At 34.0% G+C, this 18790-nt stretch carries 18 protein-coding genes; 13 read left to right on the top strand and 5 right to left on the bottom strand.

All coding sequences use genetic code 11. The annotated features are described in order from the left end of the window. The first annotated feature begins 248 nt into the window (after window positions 1-248). The 6 genes from RBU59_RS03425 to RBU59_RS03400 all read left to right on the top strand — a co-directional run bounded on the left by RBU59_RS03425 (window position 249) and on the right by RBU59_RS03400 (window position 7734). Window positions 249-1136 (top strand): sulfide/dihydroorotate dehydrogenase-like FAD/NAD-binding protein, encoded by an 888-nt coding sequence (locus tag RBU59_RS03425; protein ID WP_308146483.1) that lies wholly within the window; start codon window positions 249-251, stop codon window positions 1134-1136. Window positions 1137-1193: 57 nt separating this feature from the next. Beyond that, complete coding sequence (gltA, locus tag RBU59_RS03420; RefSeq protein ID WP_308146482.1) at window positions 1194-2579, top strand: NADPH-dependent glutamate synthase; 1386 nt, start codon at window positions 1194-1196, stop codon at window positions 2577-2579. Window positions 2580-2798: 219 nt separating this feature from the next. Further along, on the top strand, window positions 2799-4388 hold the full coding sequence (locus RBU59_RS03415) for a putative bifunctional diguanylate cyclase/phosphodiesterase (RefSeq protein WP_308146481.1): 1590 nt from the start codon (window positions 2799-2801) through the stop codon (window positions 4386-4388). Window positions 4389-4500: 112 nt separating this feature from the next. Beyond that, the gene (locus RBU59_RS03410; RefSeq protein WP_308146480.1) at window positions 4501-5253 is read left to right on the top strand and encodes a lysoplasmalogenase family protein; all 753 of its coding nucleotides are present in this window, start codon (window positions 4501-4503) and stop codon (window positions 5251-5253) included. A 659-nt stretch (window positions 5254-5912) separates the two neighbouring features. Beyond that, window positions 5913-6875 (top strand): DUF5688 family protein, encoded by a 963-nt coding sequence (locus tag RBU59_RS03405; RefSeq protein ID WP_308146479.1) that lies wholly within the window; start codon window positions 5913-5915, stop codon window positions 6873-6875. A 148-nt stretch (window positions 6876-7023) separates the two neighbouring features. Next, the gene (locus RBU59_RS03400; RefSeq protein ID WP_308146478.1) at window positions 7024-7734 is read left to right on the top strand and encodes a DUF421 domain-containing protein; all 711 of its coding nucleotides are present in this window, start codon (window positions 7024-7026) and stop codon (window positions 7732-7734) included. A 245-nt stretch (window positions 7735-7979) separates the two neighbouring features. Here RBU59_RS03400 and dgoD read toward each other — a convergent pair whose 3' ends face one another. From dgoD to RBU59_RS03375, 5 genes are all read right to left on the bottom strand, one after another. Beyond that, on the bottom strand, window positions 7980-9128 hold the full coding sequence (gene dgoD, locus RBU59_RS03395; protein WP_308146477.1) for a galactonate dehydratase: 1149 nt from the start codon (window positions 9126-9128) through the stop codon (window positions 7980-7982). After that, window positions 9109-9756: a bifunctional 4-hydroxy-2-oxoglutarate aldolase/2-dehydro-3-deoxy-phosphogluconate aldolase gene (locus RBU59_RS03390; RefSeq protein ID WP_308146476.1), complete on the bottom strand. Its 648-nt coding sequence runs from the start codon at window positions 9754-9756 to the stop codon at window positions 9109-9111. Before RBU59_RS03390 ends, dgoD begins: the two co-directional genes overlap by 20 nt. Before the next feature lie 82 nt (window positions 9757-9838). Further along, window positions 9839-10786 carry a sugar kinase gene (locus RBU59_RS03385; RefSeq protein ID WP_308146475.1) on the bottom strand — a complete coding sequence of 316 codons (948 nt, stop codon included), beginning with the start codon at window positions 10784-10786 and terminating at the stop codon, window positions 9839-9841. 27 nt (window positions 10787-10813) lie between these two features. Beyond that, window positions 10814-11596 carry an IclR family transcriptional regulator gene (locus RBU59_RS03380; RefSeq protein ID WP_308146474.1) on the bottom strand — a complete coding sequence of 261 codons (783 nt, stop codon included), beginning with the start codon at window positions 11594-11596 and terminating at the stop codon, window positions 10814-10816. A 235-nt stretch (window positions 11597-11831) separates the two neighbouring features. Further along, window positions 11832-12335, bottom strand: a complete 504-nt coding sequence (locus RBU59_RS03375) for a GNAT family N-acetyltransferase (RefSeq protein WP_308146473.1) — start codon at window positions 12333-12335, stop codon at window positions 11832-11834. 225 nt (window positions 12336-12560) lie between these two features. On the opposite strand from RBU59_RS03375, the gene RBU59_RS03370 reads away from it, so the two are divergent. The 7 genes from RBU59_RS03370 to RBU59_RS03340 all read left to right on the top strand — a co-directional run bounded on the left by RBU59_RS03370 (window position 12561) and on the right by RBU59_RS03340 (window position 18722). Further along, window positions 12561-12773, top strand: a complete 213-nt coding sequence (locus RBU59_RS03370) for a hypothetical protein (RefSeq protein WP_308146472.1) — start codon at window positions 12561-12563, stop codon at window positions 12771-12773. Between the two features lie 98 nt (window positions 12774-12871). Then, window positions 12872-13360 carry a GNAT family N-acetyltransferase gene (locus RBU59_RS03365; protein ID WP_308146471.1) on the top strand — a complete coding sequence of 163 codons (489 nt, stop codon included), beginning with the start codon at window positions 12872-12874 and terminating at the stop codon, window positions 13358-13360. Between the two features lie 536 nt (window positions 13361-13896). Continuing rightward, on the top strand, window positions 13897-14730 hold the full coding sequence (locus RBU59_RS03360) for a creatininase family protein (protein WP_308146470.1): 834 nt from the start codon (window positions 13897-13899) through the stop codon (window positions 14728-14730). Window positions 14731-15186: 456 nt separating this feature from the next. Continuing rightward, the gene (locus tag RBU59_RS03355; RefSeq protein WP_308146469.1) at window positions 15187-15483 is read left to right on the top strand and encodes a hypothetical protein; all 297 of its coding nucleotides are present in this window, start codon (window positions 15187-15189) and stop codon (window positions 15481-15483) included. A 105-nt stretch (window positions 15484-15588) separates the two neighbouring features. Then, window positions 15589-16878: a LysM peptidoglycan-binding domain-containing protein gene (locus RBU59_RS03350; RefSeq protein WP_308146468.1), complete on the top strand. Its 1290-nt coding sequence runs from the start codon at window positions 15589-15591 to the stop codon at window positions 16876-16878. 272 nt (window positions 16879-17150) lie between these two features. Further along, window positions 17151-17975 carry a phosphorylase family protein gene (locus RBU59_RS03345; RefSeq protein ID WP_308146467.1) on the top strand — a complete coding sequence of 275 codons (825 nt, stop codon included), beginning with the start codon at window positions 17151-17153 and terminating at the stop codon, window positions 17973-17975. 156 nt (window positions 17976-18131) lie between these two features. Further along, window positions 18132-18722 (top strand): DUF6144 family protein, encoded by a 591-nt coding sequence (locus tag RBU59_RS03340; RefSeq protein ID WP_308146466.1) that lies wholly within the window; start codon window positions 18132-18134, stop codon window positions 18720-18722. The last annotated feature ends 68 nt before the right edge of the window (window positions 18723-18790 follow it).

The following is an 18790-nucleotide window of genomic DNA, read 5'->3' as shown; positions in this document are numbered from 1 at the left end:
GATTTGTCATATTGTCCTATCTTATTCTGCTCAAAAAAGTTTTTAAGCAAACATGCTTTAGTTTATCATGTAAAAATAAATTTGACAGATAAAAAATCTTAAGAATTTATGAATTAAGTATGCACTGTAACTATTATTTCCCTTTCGTAAATAAAAATACTGGATTTTTCAAAGATAATATTCTATAATGTAGAAAGTTGTTAAATACTTGAGTTTTAAGCAGTTTTACGGAAGTGGAGGAAGACAGCATGTATGAAATATTGAAAAAAGAAATTTTGGCACCGAATATTTATCTTATGGATATACACGCACCCAGGGTGGCAAAATCTTGTTATCCGGGTCAATTTGTAATTGTGAAAATGGACGAAAAGGGAGAAAGAATTCCCTTAACTATATGTGACTATAACAGTGAAGCTGGTACGGTTACCATTGTGTTTCAGGCGTTGGGAAATTCTACGAAACGAATGGCAGAATATGAAACAGGAGAAGGTTTCCGCGATTTTACCGGTCCTTTGGGTTGTAAATCCGAATTGGTGGATGAGCCTATCGAGGAATTACAAAAGAAAAATATACTTTTTGTTGCAGGCGGTGTAGGTACGGCGCCTGTGTACCCCCAGGTCAAATACATGAAAAATCTTGGGATTGATGTAGACTGCATTATAGGCGCCAGAAATAAAGAGCTGATTATCTTAGAAGAAGAGATGAAAAAGGTCGCTGAAAATGTATATGTAGCAACCGACGACGGTTCCTATGGTTTTAAAGGAAATGTAAATGACTGCATTAAGGATCTGGTCAATAATCAGCGAAAACATTATGATCTGGTTATCGCCATTGGTCCGATCATTATGATGAAGTTTGTATGTATCCTTACAAAAGAATTAGGTATCCATACAATTGTAAGTATGAATCCTATCATGGTAGACGGGACCGGAATGTGCGGCGCCTGCCGATTAACTGTTGGCGGACAGGTTAAATTTGCCTGTGTGGACGGTCCTGAATTTGACGGTCATCTTGTAGATTTCGATGAATCTATGAAAAGACAGCAGATGTATAAGACTGTTGAGGGAAGAGCCATCTTAAAAGAAAAAGAAGGCGCAACTCACAAAGGAGGCGGCTGCGGCTGCAGTGATGACTAATTACAACTAAGGTTATGCCTTTTGAGGCATTTAATACAACAGATAGGAGTTAGAAAGATGGATGTATTAAAAAGAATACCTGTCAGAGAGCAGGATCCGGAAGTAAGAGCACATAACTTCAGTGAAGTATGTTTAGGATATGATATAGAAGAGGCTATGGAAGAGGCCAGCCGCTGTTTAAAATGTAAAAATGCAAAATGTATAACCGGCTGTCCCGTATCTATTGATATACCGGGATTTATTAAGGAAGTAGAAGCAGGTAATATTGAATCTGCCAGTAAAGTAATCAGTCAGTATTCAGCGCTTCCTGCTGTCTGCGGCAGGGTATGTCCTCAGGAGTCCCAGTGCGAAGAAAGATGTATCCGCGGAATTAAAGGAGAGCCGGTGTCCATCGGCAAACTGGAACGTTTTGTTGCCGACTGGTCTAGAGAGAATAATATTAAACCGGAGATTCCGTCCGTAAAGAACGGTAAGAAAATCGCTGTTATCGGTTCCGGTCCTGCCGGTTTAACCTGTGCCGGTGATTTAGCTAAGATGGGTTACGATGTAACCATATTTGAAGCCTTACATGAACCGGGCGGAGTCTTAGTATATGGTATACCGGAATTTCGTCTGCCTAAAGATACCGTTGTTAAAACGGAAATTGAGAATGTTAAAGCTTTAGGTGTTAAAATTGAAACAAATGTGGTTATCGGAAAATCCACAACGATCGATGAATTAATGGAAGAAGAGGGTTTTGATGCCGTATTTGTAGGTTCTGGTGCCGGACTTCCTAAATTCATGGGTATTCCCGGTGAGAATGCCAACGGCGTTTTTTCTGCAAATGAATATCTTACAAGAAGTAATCTTATGAAAGCTTTTGATGAAAGTTATGATACCCCTATTGCTGCGGGGAAAAAAGTTGCTGTTGTAGGCGGTGGAAACGTAGCTATGGATGCTGCCAGAACTGCGCTTAGACTAGGGGCAGAGGTATATATCGTATACAGAAGAAGTGAAGAAGAGCTTCCGGCCAGGGTTGAAGAAGTACATCATGCAAAGGAAGAGGGAATTGTCTTTAAATTATTAACGAATCCGAAAGAAATATTGGTTGATGAAAACGGATGGGTTAAGGGCATGCTCTGTGTAGAGATGGAACTTGGTGAACCTGATACGTCAGGAAGAAGAAGACCTGTGGAGAAACCTGATTCTGAATTCGAACTGGAAGTTGACACAGTTATTATGTCTTTGGGAACAAGTCCTAATCCTCTTATTTCATCCACGACCAAAGGCCTTGATATCAATAAATACAGATGTATCATTGCAAATGAAGAGAACGGTCAAACCACGAAAGCGGGTGTATTTGCCGGCGGAGATGCAGTAACCGGTGCGGCAACCGTGATTCTTGCTATGGGTGCAGGAAAAGCTGCAGCCAAAGGTATTGATGAATATCTTAAAAGTAAATAAGCAACGATGTAATAGTGCCGTCTCGGAGAATGTTATTTTCCGGGACGGAATTTAATTATTTGGAAAACATAATTATAATCATTTGTTCGCATATACGAATCACGTTGTATGATATGGAAAAAAAGATTGCCTAATGTATTGATTATTGGTATAATAGATATTAAACAGAGCTTTTAGTACTGGTAAAGCGGAAGGACTAAATTATTTGGGGTGCAATGAATGCAATATAATAAGATAGAACTGCAAACACTAACAGATGGCGGGAAAGCTTATATAGTTGATTGGGGTATTGGCAATATAATTATTTTAGCTGCACTTGTTTTAATAATCCTTTTGATAATCCTTTTAGTTGGTAGTTTTCGTAAAACAAAAAGGGAACAGGCTGCATTATTAGAGAAGCGGAAATTAAATGATAATTACATGGAACTGGAAACTGCTTACGAAGAAATTTCTACAGCTAGAAATGAACTTAGCTTAAAATATGATGAACTAAAGCGCAGCAAAGATAAGATGCAGAAGTTAGCTTATTCTGATTATCTGACGGAGCTTCCGAATCGGCTGGCTTTTACGGAAGTATTAGATGGAGTAATGCTTACTCTCAGGAATGAAGAAGTGATTGCCATAATGAATGTCAATATCGATAATTTTAAAGCAATTAATGATACGTTAGGACATTCCTATGGTGATGAACTGTTAATTGACGTTACCCATCGCCTGAAACAGGCTATGGATGACAATGATTATCTTGCAAGATACGGTGGAGACGAATTTGTTGTACTTACTCAAAATCTTACGGATATCGGCGAGTACGAGGCTAAGATTAAGAAAATAAAGAAAATATTTGATTATCCTTTTGTTTTATCTATGAAGGAATATTTTATTACTGTCAGTATCGGCATCGCCCTTGCTCCCAAAGACGGAAAAACAACTCAGGTATTAATTAAAAATGCAGATTCTGCAATGTACGCAGCTAAGGCTAATGGCAAAAACACATTTGTTTATTTTAATGATTCTATCAATGAGAAGCTAATGGATAAAATACAAATCCAATCAGAACTTAGAAAAGCCATTGAAAATAAAGAATTTATCGTGTACTACCAACCGCAGATTGACTTAAATACAGAAAAGATTGTTGGATTTGAAGCCTTAATCCGATGGAACCATCCCGAGAAAGGAATATTATCCCCCTCCGATTTTATTGCATTAACAGAAGAGACGGGATTGATCGTTCCTATTGGTTATTGGGTATTAAAAAGTGCCTGCAGCCAGCTGAAAAAATGGGAGAAGGATGGTTTTCGGAATCTGTCCGTTGCGGTGAATATTTCCGCACGTCAATTTAAGGATCAGGACTTTGCTAATATGGTTAGAGATACAATCAATGAAACCGGAATCAATCCGGGTAATCTTGAATTAGAAATAACAGAGGCTATTGCATTACTGGATTTAGAATACTCAGTTGCTATGATACAGAAGCTTAAGGATATAGGGGTAAAATTCTCACTTGATAATTTTGGAACGGATTATTCCTCTATGAATTATCTGAAACGGTTACCAATTAATAACCTTAAGATTGATAAGAGTTTCTTAGAGAGTGTAACAGATAATCACAGTGAGCAAACGATAGTTCAAACTATTATCTCTTTAGCACAAAACCTGGATATATTAGTTATCGCTGAAGGTGTTGAGAAAAACGAACAGGCACAATTTCTTAAGAGTGTGAAGTGTAATAAAGCTCAAGGTTTCTTATTCAGTGAACCGGTATCCGTTGATATGGCAAGCCAGGTTCTAAAGAAGATAGGAACTTTATAAACAACTGTTTTACGAAATAATAAGGCCACTGATAATTACAGGGAATGTAATAAATCAGTGGTCTTTCTAAGTGAATTACAACAACAACGAATATAATCCGAGGAAAAAAGGAATGGGAATTGCTGATAATAAAAAAACCGGTGGTAAAAAAAGAATGGTTATCATGTATATATTAATTCAGATATTGATATATATTAGTTTTATGACTATTGACATTACAGAAAGCAGTTTTTATATTACTTCAAGTTTCCTGAAGTTCTCCGGTATCCTACTTTGCTTTATTTTTACTTATTTGTTTTATACTCACAGCTGTGATCGAAAAGATATCAGTATCCTCAGAGGAGCTTTGTTTTTTACCGTGATTTCGGATTTATTTATTTTAATATTGGATTATTATATAGTAGGTTTAGTGACCTTTTGTATTGTACAAAGTCTATATTTAATCCGCTTGGGACTTTGGAATAAAAAGTTAAAGGGTACGGATGCAGGCAGTCTTATTTTAAAGAATTTTATTAGAAACTTTGTTATTACTATTATTGCTCTGCTTATTTTAACGGTGGTCAGGATTAAGCTTGAGGGGATGATAATTATATCCTGTTTCTATTTTATTAGTATACTCTTTAATGTTATTGATTCCATCCTGCTTACAGTTAGGGCTAAGGATAAAAACAAAGTTATATTTGCAGTGAGTATGATGTTATTCATATTATGTGATATTAATGTAGGTGTTTTTAATCTGTCGGATTTTATCTGTATAAACAGTAAGTGGTTTGCTTTACTTTATAGTTTTTCGACAATAGCTATGTGGATGTTTTATTTGCCTGCACAGGTTGGTATTTCTCTAAGCGGACAAATGAAAAAATAATATAACAGTTAATAAAATAAATAGAAACAGTTAATAAGATAATTATTAGATATAGTAAACAATATTAATAAACTGAAATAGTTAATGAAATAATAGATAGTAATAATAAATAACGAATAGTAAGCAAAAATAGAAATTAAATTACATGGGACTATGTAAAAATATACAAAAACAATAAGAAAAAATCTCCGTTATTTTAGAAAAAATCACTTGCTTCGTTAACTTTATTTTGCTAAAATTATTTTATTAAAACATATGTTCCGTTAATTTTTTATTCTTTCATTGTTTTTCTTAATTCTGATTTATTTATCCTGTTTTCAGGAAATAATATTTTAATTTAATCCATAAGTAAGATATTGATTGATTCCACTTATACAGAATTAAGTAATTTTATTTACATCTATCTATAGTAATACTTTGTAATATTTCAATCTTTTTAATTATCTTTTAAGCTATTAATCTTTGATCTATTCGAAATTTTAATCAAAACACCCATAATTTTAAGTAAATCATGTAACAAGACTAAAAATATTGACAGGAATGTCTAAAAATGCTTGAAGGATTATTATTAGATTAACCAATTAAAGACATAGTAATTTCTAAATTAAAATTAATGGAATATATAATAATGATACCAACTTATAAAAGGAGATCAACATATGACAAATAAGGAGACATTTGAATTAACTGGATTTCAGGAATTTCTTGCATTTATGAAAACATCTGTAAAAAAGGAGATTGGTGAGGATTATCAGGTAGAAATTAATCATGTTATAAAAAATAATTCCATTGAACTTGATGGCCTGATTATTAAAAAGAAAGAAGAATATTTAACACCAAATATTTATATGAATGCCTATTACGAACGTTACATAAATGGAGAACCAATTAATAAATTAGCAGATGAAATTATATGTATTTACAGAAATTCAAGAGAAAAGGGAGACAGGGAAGCGGCTAATATTTGTTTTGAATTTAATAAGATGAAATCCTGTATCATTTACCGACTCATAAATTATGATAAAAACAGGAAAATATTGAACAGTATTCCTCATATTCGATTTATGGATCTGGCGATATCTTTCCATTGCCTGGTTAAGAATAATGAAAATGGTATCTGTACGATCCGCATTACAAATGAACATATTAAAAATTGGAACATTACCTTGGAAGATTTAAAAAATGCAGCCCGGATTAATACGCCTATTTTATTTCCTACGGTAATTAAATCAATGGATGAAGTTATCTTAGAGTTAATTAATAATGAATTACCGGAGGAATCTTCACCCGATGGAATTAAGAATAGAAATCTCTTGGAACAAAACGAGATGCCAAGTACCAACAATATGTTTGTGGTTTCTAATCGAAAAGGTATTAATGGAGCCAGCTGTTTAATTTATCCTGATGTAATAAAGAATCTGGCAGAGGAATTAGACTCCGATTTATATATTCTTCCAAGCAGCATACATGAAATCATTATATTGAAAGGAACACATAATATGGATAAAAATATATTCCGTGAGATGGTAATAGATATAAACCGCACTCAGGTACCGGAGGAGGATATATTATCGGATAATGTATATTTTTATTCCCGTGAGCGTAATGCTATAACTATGTAATGAAATATAAATACATGATAATCTTATATATTGTAAGACAAAATATTCTAGGGGAAATTTAGTTTTTTATGTATGACTATAATAATTTTTTATCTTTAGCATATCCTAACCTACAGATGAATTTTCATAAGTACAGGAGGAAATCTTTATGGAGGTACTAAAGATAATTATAGTATCCATAGGTTCTATTGTGACACTATATTTACTTACGAAATTAATGGGTAAAAGGGAATTGTCACAATTAAGTATGTTTGATTACATCAACAGTATTACCATTGGATCCATAGCGGCAGAAATGGCAACCTCTCTGGAAGGAGATTTTATAAAACCGCTGACAGCTATGATTGTTTATGGTGTAGCATCCTTTTTAATATCATATTTAACATGCAAATCGGTTATTTTAAGAAGATTTTTTGAAGGGCATTCTTTAATTCTTTATCATAATGGACAAGTATATGAAAGAAACTTATTAAGAGCTAAAATAGATATTAATGAATTTTTAGCAATGTGCAGGACCAGCGGATATTTTGATCTGGAAGAAATTCATACCGCATTACTTGAAACTAACGGCAAGTTGAGTATTATTCCTGCAGTAAAAAATCGTCCTGTTACAACGTCTGATATGAAATTAAATTTGCAGCAAAACGAAATACTGGCAGATGTTATCATTGACGGAAAAGTATTAAGAAAAAATCTACAAGCAACCGGTAAAAATGAAAAATGGCTGGATAGACAATTAAGTGCTTTTGGAGTAACGAATATGAAAGAAGTTATATTAGCATCTTATGATTCAGGCAGTGACAAATTGAATATCTATGTCAAATTACATGAGAAGACAAAAGGGGATTTATTTGATTAGATATTCTGCTACATTTATAATATTTTATTTAGAAGCAGCCAGGATATGACCCTAGGGCAGTGAATGGCTGCTTCTTTTATTATTTTCAGGAAAGTACTCCGATTTTTCCCATGAAATAAAAGTCCGACCGGCAGGATGCACAGGAACAGACAAAAGGATAATAGCCTTTGGTGCATTGTCACTGAAGTAACAGCGCGTCAGCGCTAGAGTTCGGCAGACCAGACTCTTCTTTAAAAGTATAATAATTACCATTCAGCTATGGAACCATCCCTGTGACGCCATACTGGATTTTTCCAATTATGAGGAGTTTCATTTTCCTCCAAGACTAATGCTTTATTTACTTCGACACCTAATCCCGGTTTAACAGGCAAGATAAGATCACCATCTATAAATTTAAAATCTTCTTTGTTCATAACATAATCCAGGACGCTGCGATTTTCATTATAGTGGATACCCATACTTTGCTCCTGTATAATTGCATTGTGGCAGGTTGCATCAACCTGAATACAAGCTGATAATGCGATAGGACCAAGAGGGCAGTGCGGAGCAAGAGCCACATCATAAGCTTCTGCCATGGATGCGATTTTCTTGACTTCAGTGATTCCACCTGCATGGGATAAATCAGGTTGAATAATATCAATGCAGCCTAAGGATAGCAATCGCTTAAAGTCCCACCTGGAGAAAAGCCGCTCACCGGTTGCAATCGGAATATTCGTATAACGAGCCACTTCAACAAAGCTTTCCATATTATCGCAAAGAACAGGTTCTTCTATAAACATCGGATTAAATTCTTCTAATTTTTTAGCTAAAATTTTGGCCATTGGTTTATGTACTCTGCCATGAAAATCAATTGCTATTCCAAAATATTTTCCTACAGCATCACGTATGGAAGATACCCGTTCAAGAACCTGATCGACTTTCTCATAGGTATCAATATATTGTAATTCTTCTGTTGCATTCATTTTAATAGCTGTAAAGCCCTCTGCTTTCTTTTCTTTTGCCGCATTTGCCACATCAGATGGACGATCTCCGCCAATCCAGGAATAAACTCTAATATTCTTTCTGCAGCTGCCGCCGATTAAATCATAGACAGGTGTTTTATAATATTTTCCTTTGATATCCCACAGGGCCTGGTCAATGCCGGAGATAGCGCTCATTAGGATTGGACCTCCCCGGTAAAAACCTCCACGGTACAGGGTATTCCATATATCCTCAATATTTTTAGGATCAACACCTAATAAATAATCTTTCATTTCTTCTACGCAAGCTTTAACCGTTGCTGCTTTTCCCTCGATTACTGCCTCACCCCAGCCGGTTATTTCGGCATCTGTTTCAATTTCAACAAAACACCAGCGTGGTCTTACCAAATAAGTATTAATTTTTGTTATCTTCATAAATGTTATCCTTTCTGATTGAATTTACTAATCCTTTTATATCCAGGGTAATCTGTGCCCATTGTTTGGTATGCAATAGCTCTTTTGATACTAAATTACTTCCGAAACCTACACCCAGAAACCCATGATTTAAAAATTCCGTATAGTTTTTTGTATTTACTCCTCCGACTGCCACATAATCCGTTTTGTCAAAAGGCCCTTTCAGGCTTTTGATATAATTCAGGGGAAGATCAGAGGCAGGAAATAATTTCATGACATCAAAACCGTAACGGATACAGTAACTTACATCAGTAGGTGTCATAACTCCGGGAAGCAGTTTGATTTTATTAACGGCGCAGTATTCCAGTACCTCCGTATTAATTGAGGGTGATAGAAGAAACTGTGCTCCGGCATCCAAAGATTTTTTTACATCCTCTACGGATAATACGGTTCCTGCACCTATTAGAATTCCTTTCTTACTGATCTGTCTGACCTTCTTTATCTGTTTGACAGCATCCTGTGAATTCAGTGCGATTTCAAAACAATTGATTCCGCCTTTTGCAATACTTTCTATATATTCCGTGGTAATGGAAAGGGGTATGTTTCTCATTATGGAAATAATTGGGCTTTCTTTAATGATATTACGCATGGTATCCTCCGATTTAACAAATATAATTTATTTCTGTTTATTACGATGATTTAGTTTAAAAAACTAATTATATATATCCTAATTATCTTGTTACAACGGTTTTATTGTTTAGGATATCCAACATTTCTTCTTTTGATAATAACCCCTCGATATCTCCGAATGTAGTTGTTGCATAAGCCCCTGCAATTCCACCTAACCGGCCGCAGGTATTAAGATCCAGATTGTCTAGAAGGCCGGACAAAAATCCTGCATTAAAAGCATCACCGGCACCAATGGGATCGATGGACTTGCATTTTACGGCAGGTATAAAATGGGTATGCGTTTTATCAGCTGCCCAGGCTCCGCGGCTTCCATCTTTTATAGCCACATATTGTAGATTGTAGGAAGAAAATATCATTTCAAAAATGGTGTCAATCTGATTACTATAAAATAAAAAATCGGCTTCCTCACGTCCTATTAACAGTATATCCGATAAAGAAATTAATTCTTTCATCATATCACTGTGGTCTTGATTTTTCCATAATTTGAAGCGAATATTGGGATCAAAACTGACCAGAGTATGATTTGCCCTCGCTGTTGTTATCGCATATCTTAATGTTTCATAACAACTTTTACTTAATATTGGAGTAATTCCGGTTATATGAAGAATTTTAGCATTTGCAATATAGGACTTGTTAATCAATGAGGGTTCTAAATATGTGGCAGCAGATAAATCACGGTAATAAGATACCCGTGTTTCATTTGAGGGAGAAGTCGATTTAAACATTATTCCGGTTTTATGATCGTTATCTGTCGTAACTTGTGTGGTATCAATATCCTCTGCCCGAATCATACGTAAAACGAATTGCCCAAATTCGTCTTTTCCCACACGGCTTATCCATCCGGCTGAATGACCCAGTTTTCGAATACCTATGGCTGTATTACTTTCCGCGCCTGCAATACGCATGGAAAAGTCTGCTCCGTATTGGATGGAATTGAAACCCTTTGGAACAAAGGAAACCATAGTTTCCCCGATTGTTACTAAATCCATAAATGAATCCCTTCTTTTGTTTTATTTTTATATTAGATTTCTAAAGTCTGTATCAAAGTTTTTTAATATATTCTCTAATTTATTTTGTGCATCGGATAATAGCACTTTAATGAGTGTACTTTTTTCCTCAGAGTAACGAAAAGTAGGAACGGCAACACTAATTGCTGCAACAATAACACCTTTATGATGTATAGGCACTGCAATACAACGAATATATTGATTGGATTCCTCTATCTCATAAGCAAAACCTTCTGTTCTGGCTTTTAATAACTGATCTGCTAACTGATCAAAATCTATTATAGTATTATCCGTGAGAGGAACTAATCCGCCCGGATAAAGTTTCTTTAATCCATTCAAATTGTAATCCATTAACAGGGCTTTGCCCAAGGCGGTACCATAGGCAGGAATTCTTTTGCCTACGTTGGAGATCATACGGATAGATTCCGGAGAATCTATTTTCCTTAAATATAGAACATCCCCTTCGCTTAATATGGCAAAATGACATGTTTCAGCACAGATATTAACTATATTAAGCAATAAGCTCTGGACTTCTTCTAAAAAGTTAAGATGCTCCAGATAGCTGTTGCCAATCTGAAAAGTAACACGGTCAATTTTATATCTGGATTTATTATCGACAAATAAATAGTGGCGATCTACTAACGTATGAAGTATGGGAAACATACTGCTTTTAGGGGCGTCTATTTTTTCACATATCTCCGTATAGGTATAGCCATTATGATTGGAAGCGATAAGCTCTAGAACATCCAGTACACGGCTGGTGGAACGATGATTATTTTTATCTTCCGGCATCAAAAACCTCCTATTGATTATTTGTGTTACGAATATAGGAACACAGTTCCTATATAAGAACTAGTAATATTATAACATTATTGTACATAGATGTCAATTTAAGGGAAAGTATTTATCTGGTAATAGTTAGTAACATTTATTTAGTAGAATTAGGGGAGATAGATAATGTAATAAACAAAAGGAGGGATATCATCTCCCTCCTTTTGTTTATGTTAAAGAATTACAAATCTATTATTCATTTATAATTTTCTAAATTCAACAGATAGGCAGAACCAAGTTCTGTTTTCTTATATTCGTTAAATCCGGCTTTTATAAATACTGCTTTTGAACTTTCATTGTAATCATAAATTTCATTTACATAAATGGTCTTATATCCAATAGTTATTGCCCGTTTTATCAAAGTTTTAATTACAAGGAGTCCAATTCCGCAATTTCGATAGTTTTTGTCGCCAATCACAATTGGCATATCTTCTTGCCAGAAGGTAACATCGCCAATAGGAATATACTTATTCAGTTCCTTTATTTCTATAAAGTATAACTCACCATGATTATTTAGATAATCATACATTCTATGAAGTTTCTCCATATCGTATATTGTTGCATCTTCTCCGTCAACAAGCCGAACCGTTTCTTTATCCAGGTACCATTGATAAGCAAAGTCATAATACCCGTCAAATTTTTTTAATCTTAAACTTGAATTTATTTGTATGATATCCGGCTGTTCAATCCCTTGAATCATAATATTTACCTCCGTTGTATCTAAACTATTTTATAAATATAGACATTTAGTAAGTGAATAGATGGTAATATTATACTTTAGACATTTATAAAAAATCAATATGTAAATGACAATTGAAGAAGAAAAGCTTCCGGACAGAGAATTTTATATTGTAAAAGCCGGTAATATCGATCTAATTCCTTGTAATATTGAGCTATCGGCAATTGAAGTAAGGATGGAAATGCTATGAGCAGAGAACTGATCTGTCTCTTCTCGGTATCACTGTATTCCTCCGGTTCTTTATTACAGCCGAATAAGTCATCCAGAGATTGCAGTTTTTTCTTAATTAAGAATGTATCTAAGATTTTTGAAATAACTATTCTGATTGGGATTCAGGTGATACAAAGCGTAATAACGATGAATTGGAATAAAAAGGTAGAGATAATGTGCTTAGGGTGATATAATATGATCAATTATTCGCTGTAGGTAGCGATAGCGAACTAAAGATTTTGTGGAAGTGTAGTGATAAATTTGAAATTTTTGAGGAGGTTCATTTTATGAGCATTAGTCTTAGAAAAATGACATCAAAGGAATATGATGAATTTTTTGAATGGAGTAGAAATAATCATATAAGAGAATTGATAAAAGATACGAATATGTCTTTAGAGGATGCGTTAAAACAAACAGAAGCGGAAGAACAGGAAATGCTGCCTAATGGAATAAATACCGAAAATAATTCTTTAATGGTTATAGAAAATACAGCTAATAATAGAAATATTGGGTTTGTGTGGTATTTGTATGAAGAGACCGATGGTGTACAGCAGGTTTTTTTATGTGATTTTGTAATAGATGAATCAGAACGGAGAAAAGGATATGCGACAGAGGCTCTAAGTGAAATGGAAAGGAATGCCACAGAATTTGGTTGTAAGGAAAGTATTTTATTTGTGGCAAAAGAGAATGAACCGGCTCAAAATTTATATGCCAAAAGTGGATATGTATTCTTGAGAGAAATGGATTATGGAATGTATTTAAAGAAAAAATTGTAGATGTGCTTACTTTGATAAATTCCAATTTTGGGGGAGGTATGCTTCGCCATCATTAACGAATGCGAATAAAGAAGATTTCTTTTAATGCAGTGGAATTACATATTGCGGAGGAAAAATAAATGGCTAAAATAACGCTTATATGTGGGAAAATATGCGTTGGAAGATCTACATATTCTAAAAAACTGTTACAGAGTTATTTAAAGAGTATAAAAATATGGGATACGAAATGATGAGAAAAGTGGTGAATTCTTTCACTACCGTCTGACTGATGGAACAGTGATAATTGTTTACTGGGAAAAAGGAGCTATTTACGAAGACATTGCTGCGCTATCTAAGATAGTAAACTGATTCGATAAAATTGAAAAGGGATTGTGATAACTTAGATATGTGAACAAAATTTACTTATTGAATTATGAATTAGTTAATTCGGTACATTGAAAACTGAATATTGATAGTTGGTGGGATAAGTAGTATTATATTTTTGATATACATTTAAAACACAGAAAAATTGTAAGTTGCAAGAGGAGGATAGAATTTTGGGAATAAATATTTTGAAAGATACAATGGCCGAAATGACATGGGATGAAATAGAGTCACTTGCTAAAGAAGATGCAATTGTACTTTTTCCTGTTGGAGTAATAGAGGAACACGGTCACCATCTGCCTCATGGAACAGATATTTACATTGCTTATGAACAGGCACATGATGTATGGAAAGAATTGTCAGTCATGGGAGTGCCAAGTGTTATCGCACCTCCGTTTTATTGGGGAGGTATTTGCGCATTAACAAGACAGTTTCCGGGTACATTCACCTGCAAAAGGGAAACAATAGTGGCTTGTATTACAGATATTCTTGAGAGTCTGGAAAATGCAGGATTTAATAAGATTGTGTTTTTCAATGATCACGGAGATAGACTTCATATTGATGCTATATTAGAGGCTATCAAATATACTTCCGAGAACATGAAAATCAGACCATATTGGATGGAGTATGAGGACGATATGGAAAGTCATGGCTGGAAAGGTGACGAGGCCTATTTGCTTCCACTTACACCAGTGAAGTTTGAGGAGATGTTTGAATGTAAACAGATGCCACGCGATGAATTTGACGTACATGCGGGGGCTTTTGAGACTGCAACAATGCGTGAAATTTGTAATGAGTATGTAAGAGAAGATACCTTGATCGATGCGGAACCGACAATGCTTCACAGCGAGCAGATTAGAAAATGGTGTGAAGGAAAAGCAGAGGACAGATATCTTATTGCAAACGGATATTGTGGAGATCCTGCATCAAGCAAGTATATCGTAAGTCATCTCCGAGAAATAGATAAGCTTTTGGCTAAGGATATTGCAAGGGCATTGAAAGCATAACTCAAGTTTATCGGTGAAATTAAAATAATTGAATACATTTACCAAAACTACTAACTATCAATATAAAGTCAGTAGTTTTTTTATTTAGGTAAACAAACTAAAATTTACTCACTATGATTAAATTAAGATTTAGCGAATTAGGCACATAGAAAACTGAATATTGAAAGTTGATAAAATTGGAATAAAAAGGTAGAGATAATCTGAGTATTGTGGTATTATTTGAGCATAAATTCATTATAGGTTTAAAAGCAAATTAAGTACAGAAAAATAATAATTAAAGAGGATTACATGCAGAATATAAGAATAATCAAAATACCTCAATTAAAAGTGGTAAGCTCAGGAGCAATAACTAATATGGAGGAATAGGAAACGTTTGATAAATGGTGGTCGGCAATAGACGTAAGTCATTATATCACACCTCGTGACTTTATGTGGTATAACGAGAAAGAAAAATATATGGAATGGGTATTTGCTATCCCTGACAATTATGATGACTTTGATAAATTTAAATTAGTAAATTTTCCAGGCGGTCTATATGCAGTTGCAACGTCAAAGGACACTGATGAGGATTGTAATGTTACTAGAGAGCAAATTTGTAAATGGGTAACTGAAAGTGGTTGCTTTGAATTATCAACGGAAGAAAATGATACAACTATACTCTATACAATGGTTCACGTGTTAACACCAAAAATATTTAAAGAAAAGATGGGATATCATCTATCTGATAATTTTGTTCCAATCGTAGCAATATAATTCACATTTGTTTTCATCAAGTAAAATAGGATTTAATTAAGTAATAAAATGTTGTAATGATAAATAAATATTGATAATAGGTAATTTATAATATCGAGGATTTTTATGGAAATATATGTAGTTCAACAAGGTGATAGCATATATTCAATTGCTGAAAGATATGCGATTTCACCTGATAAATTGGTAGATGATAATGGCTTGATATATCCATATAATTTAGTTAACGGGCAGGCTTTGATAATAACATTTCCTAAGCAGACACATACAGTGCAGGAAGGAGAAACCTTACAAAGTATTGCTGATTTCTATAATGTAACACTAATGCAAATTATAAGAAATAATCCCAGTCACGCTGCCCTGGATTATATTAATCCCGGGGAAACATTAGTTATTAGCTATAATACGAGTAAAAGTATAGCAATAAACGGTTTTGCATATCCTTATATAAGAAAAGACATACTTATAAGAACTTTACCAAATTTAACTTATCTGACTATTTTTAATTATACAATAACAGATAGAGGCGGTATAATCACTTATCATGATGATTCAGATACTATTAAAACAGCAATAGATTACGGTGTTATTCCTCTCTTAATGTTAACTGTTCTGACACCTCAAGGATTTGCTAAAGCTGAAGCTGCATATAATATATTGTTAAATGATGTATACCAGGAGAGAATTATTAACGAATGTATCAATATAATTAAAAAGCAGGGTTATATGGGTATTAATTTCGTTTTTAATTTTTTAAATGAAAATAATCAGTCACTTTATCTGAACTTTGCAAAAAAAATATCAAATCGTCTTCTACAGCAAGGATTATTATTTTTTATATCAATTAACTATTCTGAACAGGAAACGAATAATTTAATATCAGTTGAACAAATTAATTATTCCAGTCTAAGTGATTATGTAAATGGTTTAATATTCTTAAAATTTGTATGGGGTTATAATAATAATCCGCCTGCACCTGTGAGCAATATAAATAATATAAGGGTATTAATTGATTATGTAGCTTCCGGAGTATCATCAGATAAAATTTTTATTGGGAAGCCAGTTATAGGTTATGATTGGCAGTTACCATATGTACCCAACAGGACAGTTGCTTTTTCACTTACTGTTAATTCTGCACTAGAATTAGCATATAATGTAGATGCGATAATACAATTTGATGAAGCTTCTCAAACACCATACTTTTACTATAATGAGTTTATCTATGGCTATCCAGCTCAACATATTGTGTGGTTTATCGACGTAAGAAGTATAGACGCGCTAAATCAAATAATTATAGAATATGGCCTTTATGGAAGTGGAGTATGGAATATAATGGTTTATTATCAACAATTATGGACAGCTATAAACTCAAGTTTTGATATAATTAAATTAATATAGTTATGCTATACAGTGATTTTAATATGATTAACACAGAATCAAATTTACTACCAGCTATCAAATTCAGTTGGTAGTTTTTAATGTATTAAACTAAAATTTATACCATCAAGTAAATTAAGATTTAGTGAATTAAGTACATTAAAAACTGTATATTGATAAATGATAAAGTTGGAATAAAAAGGTAGAACTAATCTGTTTATGGTAGTATAATAAAATTCACTGTAGTAACAAAAAGTAATCTTAAAATTATATTATTATGGGGGATGGTCTTGATGGATTATAACGATTTGATATCAGGCATGAAGCGGTTTGGAGCCTGTGACGAGGATGTATGTATTAATAGTTTAGGAATTGCTTCAAATATGATTAACGATGATGTAATTATTTCACCTGGTTGGGAGCCACAAAAGATGCCTGGTCTTGGCAAAGCGGAATTGCTTACCTCATCTGCACCATTATATGGTTCTAAAGTGTGGAATATAAAAAATGGTGATATGGAAATGACTTTTATTAAGACGGGTTGTGGTGCTCCTGCATTCATGGACACTTTACTACCTTTGGGTATATCAAAATGTAAAAGAATTATATTTATCAGTTCTGCTGGTGCTTTGGATACAGAAATAGGCATAGGGGATATTGTTATCCCTGAGTATTCTGTCTGTGGTGACGGTGCAAGCCGATACATAGCCTCGGACAAACTCGGTGTGGATACCTTTGGTGAAAAAGCTTATCCCGATACATCCTTACTCAAACTTCTTAAAATAGAAACGGAAAATATTTGCAATAAAAATAATGTCAAATGGCATATCGGCAGGGCTTTCTGCACTGACACGATTTTTGCACAATTTCCTCATATTGATAGCATCATAAATACGGGATGCAATCTCCTAGACATGGAAACGGCTGTGGCATTCAGGGCAGCAAAACTAATGAAAAAACCTCTGGTTGCCCTATTCTGCGCTTCTGACAATACGATGGCAAATAAATCGTTGATAAGCGGAAGAACACAAACTGAGGAAGATTATCGCCAGCTTGTCAGAAGGGAGGTTGTGCCTAATATTATACTCAATCTCATCAAAGCGGGCAGATGTACCTGACAAAAATAATCTGCAATATACTTAATACACGATATTAATAAATTTTAAGCTAAACGGCTTGGCGTCAATGTTGCGCTGGAGGATTTAAGGAACCTTGCCAATTTCGCATATGTGCTTGGGCAATAGCTGTATATATAAAAGGAGGTATATAATTCTATGGATAATGCAATTAAGCATTTGGAAAAATTACATAAACAAATTACTTTAAAATTTGGTAAAGAACAAGCTGATAAAATACTTACTGGACTTGACTATTTATCCGGAGAAGAAAGTTCTACACAAATTGCACAATGGGCAGAAAAATTGACAAAACGCCTAGAAGAATCCATTGAAGAACAAGAGTTAATATCAATTAGAGAAGAATGTGCATGTATTAAAGCTAATAAATATTCTACTTATAATACGAAATATTTCAAGGAATTACGTGCAAAACATCAAGAAGATATAGAATATATGCAGGCAGTAGCGGAATTTTTGGATGGCAGAGGCCGTGCTGGAAGAAAAGTTGAATACAGGGAAGGCGTATTTTATTCTCATTTTAGTTTTGGAAATAGCTGTGTGTGTTATGTTATTAAAGGAGGATGGAAAAATCCACCCTCAACTACATGGTGTAGATGCTGTCAGGGAACATTAAAAAGTATTTTCCAATTTGTTTTTCCAGAAAAATTATGCAACATGGATATTATTGAGACATTTGCAACAGATGGGAAAGACTGTATTTTTAAGGTTTGGTATACAGATAAGTAATTGGTACATAAAAAGTGCAAAACCAGAAGTCAGACTAGTCATACTGAGTTCCCATTATTTTTATAATT

Source organism: Anaerocolumna sp. MB42-C2 (assembly GCF_030913705.1).
GTDB lineage: Bacteria > Bacillota > Clostridia > Lachnospirales > Lachnospiraceae > Anaerocolumna.
Note: the sequence above shows the minus strand (reverse complement) of the source record. Positions and strands in the feature narration are given on the sequence as shown.